Below are 22,808 nucleotides of genomic sequence, written 5' to 3'. Positions count from 1 at the left end.
TGGTGGTGGTGTTGGCACCTCGACATTACCTGGTAGAACGGGAGCCTTGCCATCCCAGCCGGAACCTGAACCCGGACTGCCGCCCGAGTTCATCTTGATGGAGCCGCCACTGAGGGTAACGCCACCGGCATCAATCTTGACAAAACTGCCGCCCACCTTGAGGGTCAGCTCGGCCCCCGCTTCCATCACTATCTTCATGCCCGCCTTGTGATGTACCTCGCTTCCCGCTTCCACCAGCAGGGACTGCCCCAGCTTCTGATGCAGACTGGCATCCACCGTCAGCGAGTAGTCAGCCTTCACTTGGTCGCGTTTCTCCCCCTCCACCGTCAGGTGGTCGTTGGCCTTGATGCGGGTCACCCGCTCATTGTCGATGTCACGATGCTCGTCGTGTTTGATATGCCAGGCAGCGTCGTTCTCGATAAGCACGTTCAGGTCTTTCTGACCGTGGATGTAAATCTCTTCCTTGCCCGCCTGGTCTTCAAAGCGCAGCTCGTTAAAGCCCTCTCCCTGGTGGGTTTCGGTGCGCAGTACGGTGCGGGTCTTGTTAGCAGGCAGCTCGTAGGGCGGGCGGTTGGTGGCGTGATAGGTGCGACCGGTGACGATGGGCTGGTCGGGGTCACCTTCCAGGAAACTGACGATGACTTCGTGGCCGATACGGGGTATCGCCATCATGCCGTACTGGCCGCCGGCCCAGCCCTGGCTCACCCGCACCCAGCAGGAGCTCTGGTCGTTGGAGCTGCCATATCTGTCCCACGGGAATTGCAGTTTCACCCGGCCATGCTCGTCGCAGTAAATCTCCTCCCCCTCCGGGCCCACCACCATGGCGATTTGCGGGCCATCCACCATCGGCTTGTGAGGGGCCTCCGGGCTACCGATGCGCGCCCGCCAGGTGGTGCTGGCTTTCACCACCCCAAATTCGTTGTGATAGACAGTCGGGCCGCTGCCACCTTCTTCCTCCAGCGCTTGTGGCTGTTCACCGATATGGCGGATATGGACGATTTGCCAGTCGGTGTTGAGGCTGCCATTGGGGTGTTCGGTGAGCGAGAAGCTCTGCCCCGGCTGCAAGGTGGCGCAGTTGGACTTAGCCTGGCCGGCCACCGCATCATTGCGCAGCGCATCGAGCCTGTGCTGGGCAAAGGCCTTGCCGCTCGGGTCCGCTTTGTAGCGGCCCGGGTAGTCGAAGTGCTGGTAGGTATCCCGTTGATGCGCAAGCTCTGCGCCCTGTTTTTTGTGGGAGAGACCATAGGCCGGGGTCTTGAAGCTGTAATCTTTCAGCTCCACATCCGAGGGGCGCACCGCCTCCCGGTAGTGGAACTGACGGACATAAGGCCCCTGTTCCAGCGAGCGGTTGCCGAGGTTGAAGAAGAGCTCGGGGCCGGCAGTCAGGGCAGCCGCGTCGTCAGCAAACACGATGCGGTGCTTGCCCGCTTCAAACTCGTGGAAGTAGAACATCCCCTCTTCGGCGGCGAGGCGGTTCACGAAATCGAGGTCGCTCTCCCGATACTGGACGCAGTATTCCCGCTTGGCATGCTCGTTTTTCAGCGCAAACGCATAGTCGGTGATGCCGTGTTCTTGCAAGAGGATACTGAGGATTTCATCGGGCTTCTGCGCCTGGAAGATGCGGGAGTTCTGGCGAAGTGACAGCCGCCACAGGGCCGGCTGTACCATGAGCTGATAGCGGGTTCGGCGAAAACCGCTGTCCCCTTGCGCGAAGTCACTGACCACCCCGCACACTCGGCGCTGCAGCTCGCCGTTGTACCAGACCAGCAGCTCGCACGGCTGGTCCAGCACGGCGCCAAAGTCGATGTCAGGCTGGGCACTCGCCAGCTCCAGGCGCAGGTTGAACGGCCGGTTGAGCGCTTCATCCAGCGCAAACTCGGCCACCACGAAGGTGCTCTCGGGCAGGGCCCCCACCTTGACGGTAAATTGTAATCCCGTGCTGTCTGCCATGAAGCGCTCCTTAACCTGCCTGTCCGCTGCCCGAACCAATCACCACGCCGCCGCAGCCGACGGCAGTGCCGGTCACGGCGATGGGCTTGCCGCCACACCGTAAAGTACGCAGGCGACCAGAGCTGCTGCGCGGATAGAGGGGATTGTCGGATTTGTCGTAAGGGGCCAGCGGCTTGCCATCGATTCTGGCAACTGTCGATGGGGGAATCCCATCCTGATCGGTGAGCATGTCACCGGACGATGCAATGGTGGAACACATGACGACTGGCCTCTGTTGTGCTTTGCAATAAGGTCGGCTCGCAGCCATATGGCAAAACACAAAAGCTCCGACCGCATCCAGCTGAACGGGTCGGAGAAAGCTTGCACTGGCCTGACGACAGCTGACACTGCCATCACCAGGCCATGGGGTGCACTACAAGGAATAACGGCAATAAGAGATCGAGAATTAGGCCTCGATCGGTGCGCGCCAGTCATCCGCACCGGAAGTACCGGCAACGGTGTGCTCCCAGTCAATCTTGCGATAGGCCAGAGAGACCTGGATCAGCTGGGTGAAGTCAGACTTCGCCGGATCCTGGCAGTGCGGCATCTGGCAGTCGATGTCGACGATGGTGGCATCGGTCAGCACGGTAGAGAAGAAGTGCTCCTGCTTGCCCTCGACGGAGGTGCGGTACCACTTCAGGGTCACTTTCGGCAGCATCTCGCCGGAAGCCAGGGAGTTGTACATCAGCGGTACGGCCTTGTTCAGCGCAACGGTGAACTTGAACGGCTTGTGGACACGCTGACCAGCAGGCTGACCGGATTGCGGATCGGTCGGTACGGTGACGACGTGTTGGAACTCTTGTACCAGCATCTCGTCTTCGTGGCCCTGCACGAAGATGTTGCCGACGGAATCGGAAGTGAAAGCACCGGCGGTAATATTGCCCTGGGTTTTACCTTCGATGCTGATATAACATGGAGTTGGCATGAGTTTGCTCCTGATTGGTTGAACGGTAATGACACTCGACCGAACCAGTTAGCAGCGACCATGCCACTCTTTTTTATCCATATTTTTCAAAGCATTAACTAACAATCAAGCAAGCCGGCCTGATGCGTGGCGCAAAAAGTTGCAACCAGCAGGTTATTGCACCATAAATTCTTGCACATGCAGTGGAAAATCTTGCCATCTACGCAACGAGTTGCTTGCCACAAACAGAATTACTGCTCCTCATCCACATTAGCCACCAGCGCCATCTCCACGTTCAGCCTGACCATCCCCTGTTTCAATGCCCATGAGATGGCCTGGCTCTTGCTGCTCGCCCCCAGCTTGTTGACCACATTGTTCAGATGAAACGTCACGGTACGGGGCGTGATCCCGAGGATCTGGGCAATATCGCTCACCTGCTTGCCCTCCGCCGCCCAGCGACACACCTCCAGCTCCCGCAAACTCAACGCATCGTGCGGTGACTGCCCCGCCAGACAGACCCGGGCCACCGCCTCAAAGATATGCATGGAGAGCCAGCTGATAAAGGGCACAGCAGAGAGCCACTGCTGGCTGGTACGAGGCGTGCTGGTAATAAAGGAGAGCAGGCCGACATGACCGTTGGCACCGTGCCAGGGCAGGGTGATACCATCACGAATGCCGTACTCGCTAGCCAGTTGCATCACCTCGCGGCCCTGTTCATCACAACGCGCCTCATCGTTCACCACATCGGCCCATAGAATGGGCGTGCTTCTGGTCATGGCGCACTTGACGATCGGGTCGATGGCAAAGAAGCCGCTGCCGGTGTAGGTATCCACCCAGGCCTGCGGGCAGCCGTTGAAGATGATGACGTCCGGACGCTGGATGGTGCTGGGGAAGATCAGGGCAAGGCGAAAATAGTCGAATCCCATGCGGCCGCTCAGTTCGCGCAGCAGGGTCACGATGGCGCGCTCGTCAGCCGCCGTCTCGAACTGACCGATAAGCTCCAACGCGTGCGGGGTATTCATTTCCGGGGTATGAGGATCATGCACAAGATAAGGTAGCCAAACATGGAAACATACTGAATGTTAACAAGCGTCAATAGATGACACACCCCGGCACACAGGAAAATCAGAACTGTCCCACACTTTATGCTATCGAACCGTAATTTTTGTAATGAAATGCTACAGAAGAACAAGATTGTTCCACCAGTGACCAGTCATGACTCCTACGGATGTTAATCATTGAAACATTCGTCATGGCTGATCGCTCACTGGCGGACCAACAGTCCTCCACGCTGCCTGCATTACGCAACACCTGCATTACGCAACAAAAGGAGTCCAAGTTGTGGCGGATGAGCCAGCGAGACGGGATACCTACCGAACTGTGCGAATATCAGGGCCAACGGAGACGATCAAGACGCTGGTTGCCCGGTGATAGTCTCACAATGAACGCGAGCAAACAGGCAGGAAAATCGCAAGCGTCAGCCTTGGCCAACGGCCTGAAAAACGTGGATGAAGATGGCTTGCCCAATCAGAGGCAGAATGACAGCGGGAATTTGAATAGCAAAAAGGCCATCCTTTCGGATGGCCTTTTTGCTGAATAAATGGCGGAGGAGGTGGGATTTGAACCCACGGATGGTCGCCCATCGCCGGTTTTCAAGACCGGTGCATTCAGCCGCTCTGCCACCCCTCCGCGACAGTGCGGCGAATATTACCCATGGCGATCGCCCTTGTAAATCCCCTCACCGCTCGTTTGCCGATTTATTGGGCTAAATGACGTACAAAGCCGTCAATTTGAGCATAACCAGCGCTTTTTCAACCAGATAACTTGACTTGAAAACAGACTCACCCACTATAGTCAGCATCCCGAAATCCCCAGCAAGATGGACTTATGAAAATCAAACATGCCCTGCTTTGTGCCCTGACGGGTGCCACCCTGCTTGCGGCGCCGGTTCAGGCGAGCGAACTGACCAAGAGCGACGTGGAACAGATAGTGCGCGACTATCTGGTCAAGAACCCGGAGATCCTGGTCGAGATGTCCAACGCCCTGCGCGCCAAGCAGGAGAGCCAGCAGGCCGAGAGCGACAAGACCTTGATCAAGGCACATGCCAAGCAGCTCTATAGCAATCAGGACCCGGAAACCGGCAATCCCAAGGGCAGTCTGACCGTGGTCGAATTCTTCGACTACAACTGCGGCTACTGCAAACGCGCCCACCCGCTGATCAAGCAGCTGCTGGCGGAAGACAAGGACATTCGCTACATCTACAAGCAATTCCCGATCCTGAGCGAGACCTCCTACTTCGCCGCCCGCGCCGCACTGGCGGTACAGCTGGGTCAGCCCGACAAGTATCAGGCCTTCCACGAGAAGCTCTACGCCCATCAGGGCCCGCTGGCCGACGAGGCACAGGTGAAGCAGCTGGCAGAAGCAGCCGGCGTCAACTGGAGCAAGGTTGAAGCCAAGATCAAGGATGGCAGCATCGATCAGAATCTCGGCACCAACCGGGCGCTGGCCGAAGCCATGAGCATCTCGGGCACCCCGGCCTTCATCATCGGCGATCAGATCCTGCGCGGCGCACCGCGTGATCTGGCCAGCCTGAAAGGCTTCATCAAGGATGTGCGCGCCGGCAAGAGCATTCAGTAATCCCGCTCAGGCATATAAAAAACGCCCCGGCATGCCGGGGCGTTTTGCTATTCATGCTGCAAACTATCAGGCCTGATGAGCCGTCGCGAGAGGCTGTCAGCAAGGCGAAAAGCAGCGCATGACCCTTGATCACGGCTTCGCAGCAGGGCCATAACCGTTCGGGTTCTGGCTTTGCCAGCGCCAGGTATCCACCATCATCCGCTCCAGACCGCGCTCGGCCTGCCAGCCCAGCTCGGCACGAGCCTTGCGCGGCTCGGCCCAGCACTCGGCGATATCGCCGGGACGACGAGGCTTGATCTGGTAGGGAATGGTACGGCCGCTGGCCGCTTCAAATGCCTTGATCATCTCCAGCACCGAATAGCCCTGACCGGTCCCCAGGTTGTAGGTAAAGACCCCGGTATCCGACGCGATGCGCGCCAGCGCTTTCAGGTGACCGATGGCGAGATCCACCACGTGGATGTAATCGCGCACCCCGGTACCGTCCGGTGTCGGGTAGTCGTTACCAAACACCCCCAACTCCTTGAGCTTGCCCACCCCCACCTGACTGATATAGGGCAGCAGGTTGTTGGGAATACCGTTGGGATCTTCCCCGATAAGGCCGCTCTCGTGGGCACCGACCGGGTTGAAGTAGCGCAGCAGCACGATGGCCCAGCGGGGATCGGATTTGGCGAGATCCCGCAGGATCTCCTCCACCATCAGCTTGGAGCGGCCATAAGGGTTGGTGGCGCTGGTGGGGAAATCTTCCCGCAGCGGTACCGAGGCCGGATCGCCGTAAACGGTGGCCGAGGAGCTGAATACCAGCCGGAACACGCCGGCTTTTGCCATCTCTTCGCACAGCACCAGGGTGCCGGCGATGTTGTTCTGATAGTAGGTGAGCGGGATCTGGCTCGACTCGCCAACCGCCTTGAGCCCGGCGAAATGGATCACCGACTCGATCTGGTGATCGGCAAACAGCTGCTGCAGGCAAGTCCGATCCAGCACATCCCCTTTGACGAAGATGACCGGCTTGCCGGTGATCCGCTCGACCCGCTTGAGCGACTCGGGGGAGGAGTTGGAGAGGTTGTCCAGCACCACGACCTGTTGCCCGGCGTTCAATAACTCAACCAGGGTGTGGGAGCCGATATAGCCGGCGCCCCCTGTGACCAGAATTGTCATTTTTTATCCCGCGTTCGACTGAAACTGAGGTTGAGTCTACCCGCCTTGCTTCTTAGCGAAAAGAGCAGGGTGCCCATTACCTTCCCTCAATAGTCGACGCAAACATCCCCCCTGACGGTGCAGGAGCAGGCCAATACCACCCCACTCTCCAGATCCTGCGGGCTGAGAGTCATCACGCTCTGGCGCTCGATCTCGCCCTCCGTGGTGCAGCGACAGGCGCCGCACACCCCGGCGCGGCAGGCTGCCATCATGGTCTCCCCCGCCCCCTCCAGCGCCGCCAGCAGGGTCTGCCCCGGCAGTATCTTCACCTTCTTGCCGCTCTTTTTGAGGGTCAGCCAGAAGTGGTCGCTGCCGGCCGCAACTGGCGCCGCACTCGATGTTCCAGCAGGCAGGCCGAACGACTCCTGGTGCAACTGCGCTGCCGGCAGGCCGAGCCCGGCCAGCATTTCGCTCACTGCCTCCATGTAAGGGGTTGGGCCGCACAGATAGACGTGGCGACTCAATAGATCCGGTGCCAATTCCTTGAGCATCTCCGGGCTGAGCCGGCCAACCCAGGGATAAACCGCCGGCGCCTCGTCCCCTACTTTCTCCAGCACTAACGCGTGGCGCACGCCGGCATGGGCCGCGGCCAGCGCAGCCAAGTCGTCTGCGAAGATCACATCCTCTGGCGAGCGGGCACTGTGAATGAAGCGAATATCGGCATCCGGCCGTTTGGTCAGCTCGTCCCGCAGCATGGCCCACATGGGGGTGATGCCGGAACCGGCGCTCAAGAGCAGCGGCCGCTCGCAGGGCAAGGCCATCAGATTGAAGTCGCCGAACGGGCCATCAACCCGGATCTCATCCCCCACCTGCAGGGTCTGGTGCAGATGGTGGGAGACCAGTCCTACATCCTTGATGGTGACCTGCCAGAAAGGATCCCGCGGGCTGGAGGAGAGGGTATAGGCACGGCAGTGGGGCTTGCCGTCAATCTCGGTGTGCAGGGTCACACATTGGCCGGCCAGCACGGCAGGCAGGCTGCCCGTCTGAGGCACGAACTGCCAGCTCGCCACGTCGTGGGTATCCGCCCGGCGGCCGATGCACCTGAGGGTGAGGGTGAGGGAGGTCATCGCAAGGCTCCTCTTGTTGAAAAATGTAGGAAAGGGGTCGCTAAAAAAAGGCGAGCCATCAGGCTCGCCAAAGGCTTACAACATGCTGAGCGTGTAAGGCTGTCTCTTTGCTCAGGCCGCCAGGATCTCGGCCAGATCGGCTTCTGCGGTGGTGGTACCTTTCAGACCAAACTGCTCCTCCAGCACCTTGAGCAGGGCCGGGGTGAGGAAGGCTGGGGCAGTCGGGCCGGTGCGGATGTCCTTCACACCCAGCGCCAGCAGGGTGAGCAGAATGACGATGGCCTTTTGCTCGAACCAGGAGAGCACCAGGGTCAGCGGCAGATCGTTGACGCCGCACTCGAACGCTTCGGAGAGCGCCAGCGCCAGCTGGATGGCAGAGTAGGCATCATTGCACTGACCCACATCCAGCAGACGGGGAATGCCGCCGATGTCGCCGAAATCGAGCTTGTTGAACTTGTACTTGCCGCAGCCCAGGGTGAGCAGCAGGCTGTCCTGCGGGATCGCCTTGGCAAACTCGGTGTAGTAGGCGCGCTCGGCACGGTCACCGTCACAGCCACCGACCAAGAAGAAGTGGCTGATTTCGCCGGCCTTGACCTTGTCGATCACCGCCGGGGCAGCCTGCATCAGGGCGTTGCGGGCAAAGCCGATGGTGATGAAGTGCTCCAGCTCAACGTGCTTGAAGCCTTCCAGCGCTTGCGCCTTGGCGATCACGGCGGAGAAATCCTCCCCTTCCAGATGGGTCACGCCCGGCCAGCCGACGATGGAGCGGGTGAAGATGCGATCCGAGTAGTTGCCCACGTTCGGGTCGATGATGCAGTTGGAAGTCATCACCACCGCGCCCGGGAAGTTGGCAAACTCCTTCTGCTGGTTCTGCCAGGCGGAGCCGTAGTTGCCCACCAGGTGCGGGTACTGCTTGAAGAAGGGGTAGGCCAGCGCCGGCAGCATCTCGCCATGGGTGTAGACCTTGATGTCGGTCCCCTTGGTCTGCTCCAGGATGAGCTTGAGATCCACCATGTCGTGACCGGAGACCAGGATGCACTTGCCCGGTACCGGAGTGACGCGTACCTGAGTCGGCTCGGGGTGGCCGAAGGCGGTGGTTTCACCGAGATCCAGCATCTCCATGATCTTGAAGTTGAGCAGGCCAATGTCCATGGCGCACTTGAACAGCGGATCCAGATCGCTCGGATCCGTACCGAGCCAGCTCATGATGCGATGGAATTCGGCGGCCACCCCGGCATCCTGCTGATCCAGTACCCGGGCGTGCTCCATGTAGGCGGCAGCGCCCTTGAGGCCGTAGAGGCAGAGCAGGCGCAGCCCCATGGTGTCTTCGTTGACCTCGTTCTTGCCGCGGTTGACCGCTGTCTGCGGTGCCTGGGCCAGCTGTTCCAGCAGCTCGCTACCCGGCTCGAAACGGGCGGCTGCGGGTAGCGCATCGGCCTGCACCGCCAGCGGTGCCAGCTTGGCGGCCAGCTGCTGACGATAGGCCAGCGCCTGATTGACATAGGCCACGATGCGGGCGGAATCGAAGTTGACGTTGGTGAGGGTGGCGAAGAAGGCCTTGGGCACGAAGGCGTCGATCTCGCTGTCGACGATGCCGTGCTCGCGGGCGGCCAGCGCCCAGGCGCTGAGCCCTTGCAGGGTATAGATCAGCACATCCTGCAGATCCGAGGTTTCTGCCGTCTTGCCGCACATACCTTGTGCATAGGCACAGCCGTTGCCTGCCGGGGTACGAATTGTCTGTTCACATTGCACACAAAACATCATGCCTCTCCTAATTGGACATTTCAGTTGTTTGTTTTGTGGCGATTCTATTCCCCTCGTGGAAAACTTAATAGGCATTCAATTTGACAATTCAGTTTTCATTGATGCAGATCAAAAACAAAAAAAGCCGCCCAAACAGGGCGGCAAGCGGGTGGATAAAAGGAGAGACAACTCAGGTTTGCAACAGAACACGGTAAGGGAACGGGTCGGGCTGGCGTCTGGTCAGATAGCACCTGCCCTTGACTTCATCAAGCCGGCATACTTCGTATGCATCCGGCTTGGTTAACTATCAGGCTAAATAAGCACGCAGCATCCAGACCAGTTTCTCCTGCTGCTGCACATAGTCGGAGAGAATGGACGCAGTCCCTTCATCACCGGCATCGGCGGCCTGCCCCAGGATGCGGCGCTGGGCCACCAGCAGTTCGCGGAAACTCTCCAGCAGGGATTCGACGCAGGCACGACCGTCGTGCAGCCCCTTCTGCTCGGCAATGGCGGAAACGTTCAGGTAATCGCTGAAGCTGTGCAGCGGTACGCCATCCAGGGTCAGGATGCGCTCGGCCAGAGCATCGACCTTCAGCAACAGGTCGTTGTAAATCTCTTCAAACTTCAGGTGCAGCTCGAAGAACTGGTTGCCGCGGATGTTCCAGTGGAAGCCGCGAACGTTCATGTAAAGGATCTGGTAGCTGGCCAGCAACTTGTTCAGCTCGGCGGCCAGCGCTTGTGATTGAACGGTATCAAGACCAATCGGACTCTTCATGTTTCACCTCCAGATTTGACGACCTGGTCATCTTAGAACCCATCAGACTCGAAAGGTAATCGTTAAGACCTAACTGATTGATAGCGAGCGACTATCGTCCACGTTGCCGACTGGGTGAGGCGCACTCATTCAGGATGCCGCTCGATATAGAGGATCACCTCCCCCAGCTGGATGCCGAACTTGCTGATGGCGGCCCGGTTGATCAAACGATCCTGGTCGAGCAGGTACATCCAGTCATCGAAACTCACCCGCACCACGCTGCCGTCGGGCAGCGCCAGATCGAGCTGATAGCGCCAGTTGAGGGCAAAGCCTGCCGTCTTGCCTACCGCCTCCCCCACCACGTCGGCGGCCGTGCCGCGCCAATGGCCATCCGCCCCCTTGCTCAAAAACCAGGTGCGGGTCTGCTGGCGCCCGTCGTCAAAGTAGAACTGCTCGAACAGCTCCCCCTTGTCCCCCTGCCAGCGGCCGCGCATCTCTACCCGAAAACGGCTGGTCACCTCGCCGCTGCGATCGGTCACCAGACCGTGCGCCGTCAGCTTGCCATCGAAGAAGCGAGCGAGATCCCACTCGGGGCCCCGATCGCGATACTCCTCCAGACTGCTGCCACAGCCGGCCAGCAGCAGAAGAGGCAATAACAGCAGGTAGCGCCAGATGCAGATGTATTTCATGAATCCCTTTTGCATCAGAACTCTCCTCGCAGGCGGCGGGTAAGCGCCGGATCGCGGCTCCCTTGTGCCAGCCAGATGGCGAGGAAGGCCGCCGAAAACTGCGGATCGGCGAGGGTGCCGAGCGGCTTGTCCCGCCACCAGAAATGGCCCGCTCCCCCCTTGTCGACATAGAAGGTGAGCCGGTCACCCGCCCGAACATCGGGCCAGAGCGCGGCGAGCTGACCAAGCCACTCCTGGCGCTGCTGCTCGCTGCCAAGCCCCAGCCGCTGCCACTCGGCGGCGGTGGCACTCAAGAGATCTTCCCGTTCGATGGCTCTGGCGTAGGTAAGGCTGAGCGCCTGAGGATAGTGACCCGGCCGATAGCGGCCGTTCTCGCTGTAGAGGGTGGCGTCATAGAGCTTGAACCAGAGCCAGCTCATCTCGCCGCGCCCGACCGGGTGCAGCTGCTGCCAGGGAGTGATCAGGGCTTGCCCGGTCTGGGCGAAAGGGGTCAGCGGTAGGCTCAAGCCTGCCAGCAGCAGGCTAATTCCACCCCATGTGCCAATGGGCGGGATCTTCGAGTTCATGCCAGTCCATCTCCTGTTCCAGCAGCGTGTTGATGTCCTGCATCACCACCTGCTGCAGCTGCCCCTGCGCGTCGCGCTGACAGGCCACCACCAGATAGAAACGCTCGGTCAGCTCGTGCTGGCTCTCTTTGGTCCACTTGGAAAACAACAAGGTGTCGGTCGAAAAGGTGTTCATCTCGCTTCACCCTCCAGCTTGACCGTTACCCACAGGAGTACGGGTAACCACCACATCCAGATCACCGCCAGCAGTGCCGCACTGATCCCGATGCCCCAGGGTAAGTGTACTGCCCCCATGGCGGCGCCTGCCACATAGGAGGAGCTGCCGCCGACCATGCCGAACAGCCCCTGCTGCCAGCGCGGCAAGGGCCGCAGCCAGCGCAGGCCGTGGCAGAGAGTCAGGGCAAAGCCGCACCAGAGCAGCACCAGCCAGAGCGGAAAACCGGCGTTGAAATCAAACAGCCCGAGCTGCCAGAACAAGGCATCGAGCAGGCTGCCGGCAAGAGCGACCGGTATGAGCCGCCAGTCACGCTGGCAGCTGGGTGAGAAGAGAAAGTACAGCAGCAGCATTGCCAGCAGCGGGCCCGGCTGCTGCCACTTCACTGCCAGCAACCAGTAGAGGTTGAACCCCAGCAGATGGGCCCACTGCCACATGATCAGCGACCGCCGACGGGCAGATCCCCACTCCAGCCGAGTGGGCCCGGTTTGGCCGCTTCCAGCTGCACCAGGCTGATGGCGCGCTCCCAGAATCCCCCTTCGCAGTAGGCAAAATAGAAGTGCCACAAGCGAATGAAGTCCTGGCTGTAACCCAGGGCTGGCAGCTCGGGGGCCAGCGCCAGGAAGCGTTCGCACCAATCAGCCAGCGTGCGGGCGTAGTGGTGGCCGTGATCGTGCAGCCGCACCAGCTGCATGTCGGTCTCGCGCGCCAGCAGCCCCGCCATCTGGGAGACGCTCGGCAGGCAGCCACCGGGGAAGATGTAGCGCTGGATGAAATCAACCCCGCGCAGGTACTGGGCATGGCGTTGATCGGCAATGGTGATGGCCTGGATGAGCAGGCGGCCACCGGGTTTGAGCAGCCGCGACAGCTGGCGGAAATAGTCCGGCAGGAAGGCGTGGCCCACCGCTTCGATCATCTCGATGGAGACCAGCTTGTCATAGCGGCCCTCCAGCTTGCGGTAATCCTCCAGCAGCAAGGTGATGCGATCCTCCAGCCCCTCCCGCGCGATCCACTCCTTGGCATAGTCGTGCTGGGCCCGGGAGATGGTAGTGGTGGTCACCCGGCAGCCGTAGTGGCGGGCCGCATAGACGGCGAGGCCGCCCCAGCCGGTGCCGATCTCCAGCAGATGATCGTCTGGCCCCAGTGCCAGCCGCTCGCAGATGGTACGCAGCTTGGCCTGCTGTCCCTCTTCCAGGCTGGCATCGGCATGGGGATAGATGGCACTCGAGTACTGCATGTGGCTGTCGAGAAAGCCCTGATAGAGGCTGTTGCCGAGATCGTAGTGGGCGGCGATGTTGGAACGCGATCCGGTCAGGGTATTGCGGTTAAGCCAGTGACGCACCTTGTTGAACGGAAAGCTGAGCCAACCGAGGCGCCGCTCCAGACTGTCGAGCAGCGGCAGGTTGCGAGCCAGCAGCCGCACCAGTGCCACCGGATCCGGGCTGGTCCAAAGCCCCTCCACCCAGGTTTCCCCGGCGGCGATGCTGCCCCCCAGCAGCAGGCGGCGATAGAAGGCCGGATCCTGCACCACCAGCTCGGCGTGCAGGTCGGTGCCCGCCACGCCAAAACTGTGACGCTCGCCGCCATCCCACAGCAACAGCTGGCCGTGTTCGAGGCGCCCCAGCAGATTGAGCAGCAGTTGCCTGGCCCCCTTGTCGATGAAAGAGGCAGAGAGGGTTGATTGCACAAGTTCCATTAGCGGCTCTCCGGATGGCTAAAAATGGGTGTTCGTTTGATAAAAAGACGCAGGGCCTGCCAGTAGATCCCGAGCAGCACCTTCATGGTCATCCAGGGCCAGCGGGCCAGCAGGGCCGCCAGCCCCTTGCGCGACAGCGGCGCCCGGCGCAGTGCCAGGGTTGCGTCAAACAGCTTGGCTTCACCGGATACGGGGTGGCTCTCGATGTGGATCAGTGTCTCCTGCGCGGGCGGGCGAATGCGCCAGTGGTAGCGCATCGCCAGCCCCATGAAGGGGGAGACGTGAAAATCCTTGTCGTGGGGGGCCAGCGCCGCCAGATCCAGCAGGTAGCAGTGACGCTCGTTCCAGGGGGTGTTCGACACCTCTGCCAGCAGATAGCGCGCCTCTCCCTGCCGGTAGCAGAAGTAGAAGTTGACCGGGCTGAAGTAGAAACCGAGGCAACGCACGTTGCCAAGCAGCAGCACCCGCCCCTCGGGTTCGGCATCGCCACCCAGTTCGCTCACCTTCTGCCACACCGCCTGTTTGAGCGGCCCCTCGCTGCCGCGCAGGTAGTCGTCACGTCGAAACGAGAGCAACCCTGCTCGCTCCACCCCGAACCAGCGCCCGCGATCGAGTTGTGGCAGCTCGTCGAGATCCAGCCCCAGCATGAAGAGGCTGTAGGAGAAGGCATGGGCGCGCGGTGCGAAGCGGCGATGGCGCACCGACCCCTGCCAGATGGCGCTGAGGGTGCCGGTCATGGCCTCGGCAGTCGCCTCCTGGCCTGCCAAGACTGCATCGTTCATAGCTCGGCCCCGAACCGTCTGGCTACGTCCAGGGCGCTGCGCACCCCGTCTTCGTGAAAGCCGTTGTACCAGTAGGCGCCGCAGAAGTGGGTGTGCTGCTGGCCGCAGATCTCGGCCCGCCGCTGCTGGGCGGCGATGGAGGCCTGATTGAACACCGGATGGTGATAGACGAAGCGGCGCAGCACCTTGCTCTCGTCTACCTTGCCTTGCGGATTGAGGCTGACGCAGAAGGGCTCTGGCGAGCTCACCCCCTGCAGTATGTTCATGTTGTAGCTCACCAGCGGCCGCGCCCCGTCATCCCCCCCCAGCAGATAGTTCCAGCTGGCCCATGCCTTGCGCCGCACCGGCAGGCAGGAGGCATCGGTGTGCAGCCAGACATCGTTGGCCTGATAGGGCATGGCACCGAGAATGGCCTGCTCCCGCTCGCCCGGGTCCGCCAGCAATGCCAGCGCCTGATCGCTGTGACAGGCGAGGATCACCTCGTCAAACCACTCCTCGCCATGGCTGCTCTGGATCAGAACCCTGTCCGCCTGGCGCCGGATCCCCTGCACCGGACAGGCCAGGCGAATGTGAGCCTGCCAGCCGGCCGTCAGCGGGCCGATATATTCCCGCGAGCCACCAGGGATCACATACCACTGAGGCCGGTTGGCCACCTCAAGCAAGCCGTGGTTGGCGAAAAAGCGCAGAAAAAAGCTCAAGGGGAAGACGCGCATATCGGCCAGGGTCGATGACCAGATGGCGGCCCCCATCGGCAAGATGTAGTGGCGGGCGAAGTAGTCGCTGAACTCCCCCACCTGCAGAAAATCCCCCAGGGTCAGCTCGAGGCCGGCCCCCTGCTGTTGTCCATCGGCCAGCCAGGCCCGCGCCTCCCGGTTGAAGCGCAGGATCTCGGCGACAAAGCCGTAGAAGCGCGGACTCAGCAGGTTGCTGCGCTGGGCGAACAGGGTATCCAGGTTGTGGCCGTTGTACTCCAGCCCCTGCGGGCTTTTCACCGAGAAGCTCATCTCGGCCGGCTGGCGCGCCACCCCGATCCGTTCCAGCAACTTGAGGAAGTTGGGGTAGGTGCGGTCGTTGAAGACGATGAAGCCGGTGTCGATGGCATAGTGGCGCCCCGCCTGCTCCACATCGACCGTGGCGGTGTGGCCACCCAGGGTCGGCGCCGCCTCGAACAGGGTGATGTCGTGCAACTTGTGGAGCAGGAAACCGGCGGTCAGGCCTGAAATGCCGGAGCCGACGATGGCGATCTTTTTCTTCATGAAGGGCGTCCTTTCGATACGAGTGCGCGGCCAAGGCGCAGCCAGAGCCCCGTCGGCAGCGCACCGAGCAGGCGCAGCAGCCAGATGAAGCGGCGGGGAAAGTGGATCTGGTGGCGACCGGCGGCGAGCCCGTCCATGATGGCGCGGGAAGCCTCCTCCACCGTCACCAGGCAGGGCATGGGAAAATCATTTTTGGCGGTGAGCGGGGTCTGGACAAAGCCGGGGCGGATCAGGGTCACCCCAATCCCTTTGCCGGCCAAATCGAGGCGCAGGGTATCCGCCAGATAGTCGAGGGCCGCCTTGGAGGCGCCATAGGCCTCGGCCCGTGGCAGCGGCAGCCAGCTCACCGAGGAGCTGACGATGGCCAGCCTTGACCCAGCCCCGAGCAGCGGCAAGAAAGCGGCCAGGGCGTGGCCGGTGGCAACGAGGTTGGTCTCGATGACCCGGGCAAACAGGGCGCCGTCAAACCCCTCGTCCACCGTCATGTACTCGCAGTTACCGGCATTGAGGATCAGCAGGTCAACCCGTGGCAAGCCGGCGGCCGCCTCGCTCACGGCGTTTGCAGAGCGCCCGTCAAACTGCAGCGGTGTGATACCGTGGCGCCCCAGTGCCAGCAGCCGCTCGCCATCGCGCCCGCAACCCCACACCTGCCAGCCGGCGCGCCGATAATCGAGCGCCAGCTGATAGCCGATGCCGGAGGTGGCGCCGGTGATCAGCACCCGGCCGCTCATGCGCCCAGCCTCCCCTTGATGGTGCGCACCACGGACCCAAGCAGCGGCAACTGCTCGTAAAGCATGGCGCCAAGGTCAAAGTAGTCGCGATGCAGGCACACCTTGCCCGTCTCGTCGAACTCGAGGCGGGTCGCCCCCTCCACCGTCACCGGCGCACCACCACGCAATCTGGGATGGGAGAAGATCATGGTCCAGCCGAGCCAGGCCTGGCGCCCCTGCTGCAGTTGGCTGGTGATGACGAAACGGCAGTAGGCCAGGCGCTGATAGAGAGCGGAAAAATAGTCAGTGAGCGCCGCCAGCCCCTCGATGCGGTGAGCAGGGTCGGTAAAGACCACCTCGTTTGCGTAGACCTCGGGCAAACGGTGCAACTCATCTCGGTTTAGCTGCTGATAGAGGGCCACAAAGCGGGCCAGCGACTCATCCATGCTATTTCTCCAGGGCGCGAAACATCTCGATGGCTCTCACCCGGGCAACGGCGTGGTCCACCATGGGGGCCGGATAATCGCGCCGCCCCTTGAGTCGCAACCAGTCGTGGGGCTGGTGCAGATAGGCGGCAGGCAGATCAGCCAGCTCAGAGACCCAGGTACGAATGAACTCCCCTTGCGGATCAAACCGTTGCCCCTGGGTGGTGGGATTGAAGACCCGGAAATAGGGCGCCGCATCGGCGCCGGTCCCCGCCGCCCACTGCCAGCCACCGTTGTTGGCCGCCAGGTCGCCGTCGATGAGCCGGCTCATGAAGTAATCCTCCCCGAGCCGCCAGTGAATGTGCAGATCCTTGGTGAGAAAGCTCGCCACTATCATCCGCAGCCGGTTGTGCATCCAGCCGGTGGCGTTGAGGCAGCGCATCGCCGCATCGACGATGGGGTAGCCGGTACGTCCCTCACACCAGGCAGCGAAGGCATCCGGATCCCAGCTCCACGGCAGGGCCGATGTCTCCGGTTTGAAGGGCCGATTCATGGAAAGGGTCGGGATCAGCACCAGCAGGTGGCGATAGAACTCGCGCCAGATGAGCTCATTGAGCCAGACAAAGCCGGGCTGGGCCTTGGACTGGGGCCGGTAGCCAAGCCGCTGCTGGAGCGCCGCCACGCACTGGCGCGGGCTGATGATGCCGGCCGCCAGATAGGGGGAGAGCACCGAGGTGCCCGCGATGGCAGGGAAATCCCGGGTCTCGCCATAATCCAGCACCGCCTGCTCCAGAAAGTCATTCAGACGGCGGCTGGCCTCGGCCTCCCCCACCGGCCAGCGGGGGTCAGCCGCCAGCTCGCCGAGGGCGGCATCGACGAAGTCCCGCTCGGCCAGCGGCTGCCACGGCAACGGCTCGCCACGGGGCGCAGGAACGCGATGAATGACAAAGCCATCCTCGTCGAGGGCCTTGAGCCAGGCACGGCTGAAGGGGGTGAAAACCTTGAACATCTCGCCAGAGCCGGTCAGCACCCGCCCCGGCGGCAGCACGCAGCAGCCGTTGAGCCAGTGACAACCAATCCCCTGTTCTGCCAGCGCGGTAGTGACGGCCTGATCCCGGCGCTGCTCGTCGATCTCGATGGCCTGATTGGCGTAGAGCTGGGTCACGCCCAGCTCGCGGCAAAGGTCTGCCAGCGCCGCCGGCATCTCGGCAAAAGTCTCCACTCGCAGCAGATGGAGCGGGATGCCGAGCGCCGCCAGATCGCGGCCCAGCGCATCGACCTGGGCCAGCAGAAAGCGCTGACGGACGGGGGCCAGCTTGTGCTGCCGCCACTGGGTGGGGGAGAGGATATAGAGCGCGGCGACCGGTTCATCATTGGCGCAACCGTGACGCAAGGCCGGGTTGTCGGCCAGACGCAGATCATTGCGAAACCAGACCAGCTTCATGATTTTTTCCTCCCGCGTCCGCGGGCACCAACCGCCGCAGGTATGTCTGCCATCGCCTCGGCAAGGCCCGCCTGCCAGCCATGGGCTTGCAGCCACTCGCCATCGTAGAGGCGCCCCAGCTCGCCAAAGAAGCGGGTACCGGCGGGCCAGCCGGCGGCCAGATCCGGCTTGCCAAGGCCGGCCCCCAGCAGCACCAGCCAGGGGGTCACGGCACGCCCCTCCAGCAGACTGGCATGGCGCGGCTCCACCGCCCCCAGCAGTTGCACCTCATGGCCATGACAGATCAGCTCGTAGGCGGCCCAGACCAGGTCGAGCGGGCCGACCTGTCCCCAGCTCGCCAGGGTGACCGGTACGCCCTTCTCCTGCTCGATGAGGTGGCGGGCGAAGCGGGTATGCAGCCAGCCGAGCCACACCTGTTGCAACAGTTCGCCATCGGGCCGCTCGCGCCACAGCCCGAGCAGCCGTTCCACCAAGGGTTGCAGTACCCGGCTGCGCACCAGTTCGAACGGGTAGCTCGCCAGCAGGTCGTTGAGTTCGGCCTCGGCCTTGCGCTGATTGAAGGCGAGCAGCGCCTGACTGAACTGCTCCAGGGTCTGCTGCCAGTGATCGCTCACCGGCTGGGCCTGGGGTTCACTCAGGAGCCCCTTCACCTGCCCGATGCTCACCCCCCGCTCCAGCCAGCTCAGGATCTCGCCTATCTGGCGAATGTCCTGCTCGCTGTAGAGGCGGTGGCCCTTCTCGGTGCGGGCCGGTTGCACCAGCCCGTAGCGGCGCTGCCAGGCGCGAAGGGTCACGGCGTTGACGCCGGTGAGGCGGGAGACCTCGCGAATGGGGTAGATCCCCTCCTCCGGCGAAGGAGAAGCGGCGTGCGGTAAATCAGACATAACGGCATCCAACAAAGGTTGAGGGAGAGGCCCCGGCCATCAGTCGGGACCTGCACCGGATATTCAGAGCCCGTAGCGCAGTTTCAGCGTGTCGGGGTGCGGATTGAGGTACACCTGATCGGCGAGATAGGGGTTGGGGTATTCCCGCAGGTAGTGGCGGATCAGGGTGAGCGGCACCAGCAGCGGAAAGACGCCGGTGCGGTACTTGTCGATGGTGTCGCACAGCTCCTGCTTCTGGGCCGGGGTCAGCACCCGCTTGAAGTAGCCCTGCAGGTGCATCAGCACATTGGAGTGGCTGCGCCGGTTGGCCCGCAGGGTCAGCGCCGCCATCAGCCCCTTGATGTAGCTGTCGGCCACCTGCTGCAGGTCGGCCCTGGCCAGGTTGCCAAGCAGCTTGCCAAGTGCACGGTAGTGGGTGGTGGCGTGGGAGAGCACCAGGTACTTGTAGCGAGAGTGGAAGCGGATCAGCGCAGAGGCGGTGATGCCGCGCGCGCAGAGCTGCTGCCAGTCGTGGTAGGCGAAGACCCGCAGCACGAAGTTTTCCCGCAGGATGGGATCGCACAGGCGGCCATCCTCTTCGACCGGCAGCAGGGGATTGGCCTCCATCAGCGCCTTGGCAAACAGGCCGACCCCCTCCTTGGCACTCCCCTCGTTGTTGGCGCCATAGATCCGCACCCGCTCCATGCCGCAGCTGGGGGATTTGGCGCAGAGGATGTAGCCGGAGATGAAGTCGAGCTGGCGCGCCTTCTGCTCGCTGAAGGCGATGAGCTGGTCAGTGACATCGAAGCTGCCGTTGCTCGCCTCGGCACGGATCTCGCCGTGGCGCTTCACCAGCCGGATGGCGGCGCGGGGCGCGCCGAGACCAATGGCCATCTCGGGACAGACGGGGTGATAGTCAAAGTGGGCACCGAGATCCCGCTCGCAGAAGCTGGAACGCTTGTGCCCCCCGTCGAACCGAACCTCCTGCCCCAGCAGGCAGGCGCTGATACCAACCTTGATCTTGTACATGTCATCACTCCTTGTATAAGTCTGAATCAGTTATAGCAGTTATACAAAAAAACGGAAGTTGTATAACTATTGCAGACTGATACGGCGCAAGGGTGAAGGGTGGATCAACCGGAAATGAAAAAACCCATGACCGAAGTCATGGGTAAAAATGAAGACACTACAGGAAGGATGATTAGAAGCTGTACTTCACACCCAGGCTGGTGATGGAACCCTGTTGCAGATCCCACTTACGATAGGTGTAGTCGGCGGTGAGGGCCAGGTTCTGGCTCACCTTGTAGGCAGCGCCCACTTTGAAATCGTGCATGTCGTCGGTCATGTTGGCGTAGCGGTAGGCGGTGGAGAGTTCGACGGCGCCGATGTCGTAGCGCAGGCCGGCCTCACCGTACATGCTGCCGCTGTTCTTGCGGGTGATGACGTCCCAGCCGCTGTCTTTGACGTTGGCAGCCACCTGACGCTCCATGGTGTAGCCCATCAGGCCCGCTTCCCCATACAGGTTCAGACCTGTGCTGAGCGGGGTGTAGACACCCAGACCCAGGCTGGAGATGCCCATGCTGTCGTTGCCGCTGTTGCGGGAGGTGTACTCGCTGCCCAGACGACCGTAGAAGTTGGAGCCGAAGCTCTTGGAGAGATCTAGGTTCAGACCGCCGAAGTCGCGGTTGTTGCTATCTTTGCCGCCAATGTAGTCGGACTTGGTGTGCGCCCAGGTCAGACCGCCTTTGGCGTAGCTGAAGGCATCCTCAGCCAGAGCGGAAGTAGAAGCGAAACCGGCCAGAACCAGAACAGAAAGTGCAACTTTTTTCATTTTGATGACTCCATCGTTGAGCTAGTTGAGACCTAGCTGGAATGGGGTCATTGTGCAGAGGACGGGGAGAAATGCCGAGCGGCAAGCTGTTGCCAAACCATGTCAGATGTAAGCAACTGTTGCTGGCGGTTACCGGGTTAACAATCAAGACAGGCTCCACGAAGGAGCCTGTTGCATGAGGGATCAGCGGAACTCCACTTCCTCAATCTCGACCCGCACCAGGGGTTTGCCGGTGAGACCGGCCGGGCGCGGCACCTCCAGCACCATGGAAGGGCGCTGCTGGCCCTTGCGCAGATAGGACTCCGGCAGACGGTTCTCGCCAACCCAGAAGCGGGCCTCCTGCTTGGCCAGCTGGGCCCCCTGTTCGCTGAACAGGGTGATGCTGCCGTGCACCCGCACCACGTTGCGGGTGCCTGTGTTGCTTACCATAAATTGCAGTTGCAGGGGATCCGAGCCTTCCAGCTTGGCGAGCTTGACGCCGATCCCGTCCTTGACGGCCTGGGCCAGCAGATCCGGGTTGTTCATCGCCTGCTCGGTCAGCACCGGCACGGCCACCGTGCCCTGCACCGCGCTGCCGTCGGCGGCGGGCTTGAGCAGCAGGTATTCCCAGGTGAAGTCATCGTTGAGCTGCACCTGGCGACCATCCGGCAGGGTCACCTGGGTGAGCGGGGCGGCCTGTGCCAGCAGGGGCGACAAGCAGAGGGCAACCAGCAGACGGGACAAGGGTTTCATAGGGTGATGACTCGCGTCGATGGAAAAGGGCGTCAGTATAAAGAGTCCGCCGCACCTTGCCTATGACCGCACTCACGTTCCTGCCCTCGGTTGCCTAGACCACCAGCTCCTGACGCTCCTCCGCCGGCATCATGTCCAGAGTCACCAGATCGAACGCCGTGCTCTTGAGGGCGGTGAGGATATCAGGCTGCAGATCGAATGCTCGGGCTCGCAACCGGGCCGGTAGCCGTACCCGGGCCAGGGTGGTGGCCCGATCGCCCAGGGTATGGAAAAACACCTGCGCCTCCTCCAGCCCCATGTCGGCCAGCATCTGCTCCGCCATGTCCACCATCCGCAGATGACGGCGATCCACCAGCTCGGGATCGGAGAAGCGGTGGCTCAGGCAGCCGTGGGCGCTCTTGCCCCAGCGTCCCAGCTGACGCTTGTTGAAGCCGTAGCGAAAGTCCCTGTGGGTCATGCCCTGCTTGGCGAACAGCCAGAGGGTGTTGTCCGGCAGGCTGCCGAAGCGACGCAGATACTCCCGCAGCTCCTCGACCGGCGCGGGCAGCAGCATGGGCAGGTGGCTCCAGTCGGTTTCCAGCGCGGTGAGGTGACAGATGTAACGCACCGGGTCGATCACCTCGTTGAGGTGGCGCAGGTGATCGCAGAAGATCATCTCATCGGTCTTGATGACCCGCTGCTCGATGCCGTAGCGCTGGCAGTAACGTTTGGCGCGCGCCACTTCCTTGCGGCTGCGGGTCGGGCTGTCCAGGGTGATGGCGCGGATCCGGATGCCGCTGGCGCGGCACAGATCCATGCTGTAGCAGGACTCCAGTCGACCGGAGAAGGAGACCGCCAGTTCGCCGTAGCCAGCCAGGGTCTCGATAAGCGACTGCTCCCTGGTCTGAAAGGTCTGATCGTATCCTCGATTCAGCACAACGATATTGGCATCCATAACAACGGCACCGGATGATGAATTGGGCGCCATTGTGCAGTAATAATCCTGAATAAACCCTTAAAGAATGCGGATAAACTAGAATTTAATGATTATTTCATACCAATTATCATCATATTCATCCAGTTGCGTGTCATAAATCCGCAGTTTCGCCTGATGAACCTGGTGCATGCGCAGAAAACCCTCGGCCTGCTCGAGGGAGGCGAACGTCAACCTGCCCCCCTCGCTGTCGGTAAGGCACTGCATCTCTCCATCCACCTCGACGCAGAGCTGATAACCGCTGCCATCCAGACAGGCGATCAGCAGCCCCGCATCCGGATAGTGACTGAGCCAATTGCGAAACCTGCCGTGTTCCATAACTTACCCCGCGTTCCCGCC

General features: G+C 61.7%; 25 protein-coding genes, 1 tRNA gene and 1 pseudogene. 2 read left to right on the top strand and 25 right to left on the bottom strand.

What is annotated here, in order from left to right; all coding sequences use genetic code 11:
• Positions 1–18: 18 nt before the first annotated feature.
• The 4 genes and pseudogenes from I6L33_RS09715 to I6L33_RS09700 form a co-directional block, all read right to left on the bottom strand.
• Positions 19–1,950, bottom strand: a pseudogene (locus tag I6L33_RS09715) (type VI secretion system tip protein VgrG); the annotation flags it as partial.
• A gap of 10 nt (positions 1,951–1,960) precedes the next feature.
• On the bottom strand, positions 1,961–2,209 hold the full coding sequence (locus I6L33_RS09710) for a hypothetical protein (RefSeq protein WP_139753031.1): 249 nt from the start codon (positions 2,207–2,209) through the stop codon (positions 1,961–1,963).
• Between the two features lie 186 nt (positions 2,210–2,395).
• Positions 2,396–2,914, bottom strand: coding sequence for a type VI secretion system effector Hcp1 (hcp1, locus tag I6L33_RS09705; RefSeq protein WP_010634822.1), 519 nt, complete (start codon positions 2,912–2,914; stop codon positions 2,396–2,398).
• Between the two features lie 230 nt (positions 2,915–3,144).
• Positions 3,145–3,915 carry a LuxR family transcriptional regulator gene (locus I6L33_RS09700; protein ID WP_181969433.1) on the bottom strand — a complete coding sequence of 257 codons (771 nt, stop codon included), beginning with the start codon at positions 3,913–3,915 and terminating at the stop codon, positions 3,145–3,147.
• 206 nt (positions 3,916–4,121) lie between these two features.
• Between I6L33_RS09700 and I6L33_RS09695 the strand changes: the two genes are divergently transcribed.
• Positions 4,122–4,493, top strand: a complete 372-nt coding sequence (locus I6L33_RS09695) for a hypothetical protein (RefSeq protein ID WP_017787766.1) — start codon at positions 4,122–4,124, stop codon at positions 4,491–4,493.
• Between the two features lies 1 nt (position 4,494).
• Here I6L33_RS09695 and I6L33_RS09690 read toward each other — a convergent pair.
• A tRNA-Ser gene (locus tag I6L33_RS09690) sits at positions 4,495–4,582 on the bottom strand.
• Between the two features lie 198 nt (positions 4,583–4,780).
• Here I6L33_RS09690 and I6L33_RS09685 point away from each other — a divergent pair.
• Positions 4,781–5,530, top strand: coding sequence for a DsbA family protein (locus I6L33_RS09685; RefSeq protein WP_005303647.1), 750 nt, complete (start codon positions 4,781–4,783; stop codon positions 5,528–5,530).
• 129 nt (positions 5,531–5,659) lie between these two features.
• On the opposite strand, the gene galE is transcribed toward I6L33_RS09685, so the two are convergent.
• From galE to I6L33_RS09585, 20 genes are all read right to left on the bottom strand, one after another.
• Positions 5,660–6,685 carry a UDP-glucose 4-epimerase GalE gene (gene galE / locus I6L33_RS09680; protein WP_216973979.1) on the bottom strand — a complete coding sequence of 342 codons (1,026 nt, stop codon included), beginning with the start codon at positions 6,683–6,685 and terminating at the stop codon, positions 5,660–5,662.
• 86 nt (positions 6,686–6,771) lie between these two features.
• The gene (locus I6L33_RS09675; protein WP_216973978.1) at positions 6,772–7,791 is read right to left on the bottom strand and encodes a hybrid-cluster NAD(P)-dependent oxidoreductase; all 1,020 of its coding nucleotides are present in this window, start codon (positions 7,789–7,791) and stop codon (positions 6,772–6,774) included.
• 111 nt (positions 7,792–7,902) lie between these two features.
• Positions 7,903–9,552, bottom strand: a complete 1,650-nt coding sequence (hcp, locus tag I6L33_RS09670) for a hydroxylamine reductase (protein WP_117404598.1) — start codon at positions 9,550–9,552, stop codon at positions 7,903–7,905.
• Between the two features lie 289 nt (positions 9,553–9,841).
• Entirely contained in the window at positions 9,842–10,309 is a 468-nt protein-coding gene (locus tag I6L33_RS09665; protein WP_017779811.1) for a Dps family protein, read from the bottom strand.
• 125 nt (positions 10,310–10,434) lie between these two features.
• Complete coding sequence (locus I6L33_RS09660) at positions 10,435–10,992, bottom strand: DUF3833 domain-containing protein (RefSeq protein WP_117404600.1); 558 nt, start codon at positions 10,990–10,992, stop codon at positions 10,435–10,437.
• Positions 10,992–11,543, bottom strand: a complete 552-nt coding sequence (locus I6L33_RS09655; RefSeq protein ID WP_254204967.1) for a chalcone isomerase family protein — start codon at positions 11,541–11,543, stop codon at positions 10,992–10,994. The genes I6L33_RS09660 and I6L33_RS09655 overlap by 1 nt, the downstream gene beginning before the upstream one ends.
• A complete protein-coding gene (locus tag I6L33_RS09650) occupies positions 11,500–11,718 on the bottom strand; it encodes a TIGR02450 family Trp-rich protein (protein ID WP_005303669.1) in 219 nt (72 codons plus the stop codon). Before I6L33_RS09650 ends, I6L33_RS09655 begins: the two co-directional genes overlap by 44 nt.
• The gene (locus I6L33_RS09645) at positions 11,715–12,194 is read right to left on the bottom strand and encodes a DUF2878 domain-containing protein (RefSeq protein ID WP_216973977.1); all 480 of its coding nucleotides are present in this window, start codon (positions 12,192–12,194) and stop codon (positions 11,715–11,717) included. The genes I6L33_RS09650 and I6L33_RS09645 overlap by 4 nt, the downstream gene beginning before the upstream one ends.
• A 2-nt stretch (positions 12,195–12,196) precedes the next feature.
• Positions 12,197–13,453, bottom strand: coding sequence for a cyclopropane-fatty-acyl-phospholipid synthase family protein (locus I6L33_RS09640; RefSeq protein ID WP_054544260.1), 1,257 nt, complete (start codon positions 13,451–13,453; stop codon positions 12,197–12,199).
• Positions 13,453–14,235 carry a DUF1365 domain-containing protein gene (locus I6L33_RS09635; RefSeq protein ID WP_216973976.1) on the bottom strand — a complete coding sequence of 261 codons (783 nt, stop codon included), beginning with the start codon at positions 14,233–14,235 and terminating at the stop codon, positions 13,453–13,455. The genes I6L33_RS09640 and I6L33_RS09635 overlap by 1 nt, the downstream gene beginning before the upstream one ends.
• Complete coding sequence (locus I6L33_RS09630) at positions 14,232–15,491, bottom strand: NAD(P)/FAD-dependent oxidoreductase (RefSeq protein ID WP_216973975.1); 1,260 nt, start codon at positions 15,489–15,491, stop codon at positions 14,232–14,234. The genes I6L33_RS09635 and I6L33_RS09630 overlap by 4 nt, the downstream gene beginning before the upstream one ends.
• Positions 15,488–16,222, bottom strand: coding sequence for an SDR family NAD(P)-dependent oxidoreductase (locus tag I6L33_RS09625; protein WP_216973974.1), 735 nt, complete (start codon positions 16,220–16,222; stop codon positions 15,488–15,490). The genes I6L33_RS09630 and I6L33_RS09625 overlap by 4 nt, the downstream gene beginning before the upstream one ends.
• Positions 16,219–16,647: a nuclear transport factor 2 family protein gene (locus tag I6L33_RS09620; RefSeq protein ID WP_216973973.1), complete on the bottom strand. Its 429-nt coding sequence runs from the start codon at positions 16,645–16,647 to the stop codon at positions 16,219–16,221. The genes I6L33_RS09625 and I6L33_RS09620 overlap by 4 nt, the downstream gene beginning before the upstream one ends.
• Before the next feature lies 1 nt (position 16,648).
• Entirely contained in the window at positions 16,649–18,070 is a 1,422-nt protein-coding gene (gene phrB, locus I6L33_RS09615) for a deoxyribodipyrimidine photo-lyase (RefSeq protein ID WP_216973972.1), read from the bottom strand.
• Positions 18,067–18,954: a MerR family transcriptional regulator gene (locus I6L33_RS09610; protein ID WP_216973971.1), complete on the bottom strand. Its 888-nt coding sequence runs from the start codon at positions 18,952–18,954 to the stop codon at positions 18,067–18,069. Before I6L33_RS09610 ends, phrB begins: the two co-directional genes overlap by 4 nt.
• 63 nt (positions 18,955–19,017) lie before the next feature.
• A complete protein-coding gene (locus I6L33_RS09605) occupies positions 19,018–19,962 on the bottom strand; it encodes a DUF523 and DUF1722 domain-containing protein (protein WP_216973970.1) in 945 nt (314 codons plus the stop codon).
• A 172-nt stretch (positions 19,963–20,134) separates the two neighbouring features.
• Positions 20,135–20,764 carry an outer membrane beta-barrel protein gene (locus I6L33_RS09600; RefSeq protein WP_010634840.1) on the bottom strand — a complete coding sequence of 210 codons (630 nt, stop codon included), beginning with the start codon at positions 20,762–20,764 and terminating at the stop codon, positions 20,135–20,137.
• 183 nt (positions 20,765–20,947) lie between these two features.
• Complete coding sequence (locus I6L33_RS09595) at positions 20,948–21,496, bottom strand: DUF3157 family protein (RefSeq protein WP_216973969.1); 549 nt, start codon at positions 21,494–21,496, stop codon at positions 20,948–20,950.
• A 94-nt stretch (positions 21,497–21,590) separates the two neighbouring features.
• On the bottom strand, positions 21,591–22,463 hold the full coding sequence (locus I6L33_RS09590) for a hypothetical protein (protein ID WP_017784403.1): 873 nt from the start codon (positions 22,461–22,463) through the stop codon (positions 21,591–21,593).
• A 45-nt stretch (positions 22,464–22,508) separates the two neighbouring features.
• A complete protein-coding gene (locus I6L33_RS09585; RefSeq protein ID WP_005303707.1) occupies positions 22,509–22,787 on the bottom strand; it encodes a DUF6482 family protein in 279 nt (92 codons plus the stop codon).
• Between the last annotated feature and the right edge of the window lie 21 nt (positions 22,788–22,808).

It is taken from the genome of Aeromonas sp. FDAARGOS 1403, from assembly GCF_019047325.1.
GTDB lineage: Bacteria > Pseudomonadota > Gammaproteobacteria > Enterobacterales > Aeromonadaceae > Aeromonas > Aeromonas dhakensis.
This window is presented reverse-complemented; position numbering and strand designations above follow the sequence as displayed.